Here is an 836-nt window from a genome sequence, read left to right as displayed (position 1 = left end):
TCCATGCGCGCCACCGCGGAGCGTGTCCAGCCCGCGTTGCAATGCGCGGCGGGCGAGCGTTTTAGGGTTGCGGTCGAACCGATGTTCAGCCAGATCGGCAGCGGCGCATTGCCTGTCGATGTACTGCCGAGCTATGGCCTGGTCGTCAGGATGGCCGACGGCAAGCGCGGCGGACGTCAGTTGCTTGCGCTCGAAAGGAAGCTGCGCGAGATGCCGCGGCCGGTTATAGGGCGTGTAGCAGATGACGCATTGCGGCTCGATCTTCGATGTCTCGAAGCAGCCGATGAAGCGGAGTTCATCGCGCAACTGGCGGGCTCCGAGGGATGATCGTCGGCACGGCTGGGCATATCGACCACGGCAAGACCACGCTGGTTCGCGCGCTCTCCGGCGTGGACACGGACCGGCTGAAGGAAGAGAAGGCGCGCGGCATTTCCATCGAGCTTGGCTATGCGTACGTGCCGCTCGATAACGGCGACGTGCTGGGTCTGATCGATGTTCCCGGCCACGAGAAACTCGTGCACACCATGACGGCGGGGGCGAGCGGTATCGACTATGCGTTGCTCGTGATCGCCGCCGACGACGGCGTGATGCCGCAAACGCGCGAGCATCTTGCGATTTTGCAGTTGCTCGGCGTCAAGCAAGGGGCGGTGGCGCTGACCAAGATCGATCGCGTCGATGCACAGCGTTTGCAGGACGTGCATGAGGAAATCAAATCGTTTCTGTCGGCAAGCACGCTGCACGACGCGCGTGTGTTCGATACCAACGCAACCCTCGCCGATGCCCCCGGCGTCCCCGCTTTGAATGCCCACTTGCGCGCGGCTGCGGTTGCCTGGCGA

The 836-nt window shown here is 63.8% G+C and carries 1 protein-coding gene and 1 pseudogene; both read left to right on the top strand.

The annotated features are described in order from the left end of the window. Positions 1–327 (top strand): annotated as a pseudogene (locus ACRXB1_RS37015) (L-seryl-tRNA(Sec) selenium transferase); the annotation flags it as partial. Continuing rightward, the coding region (locus ACRXB1_RS37010) for a GTP-binding protein (RefSeq protein ID WP_449494902.1) at positions 324–836 on the top strand (513 nt) is incomplete at its 3' end. The pseudogene ACRXB1_RS37015 and the gene ACRXB1_RS37010, both read left to right, overlap by 4 nt.

This window comes from Caballeronia sp. M23-90 (assembly GCF_053574605.1).
Note: the sequence above shows the minus strand (reverse complement) of the source record. Positions and strands in the feature narration are given on the sequence as shown.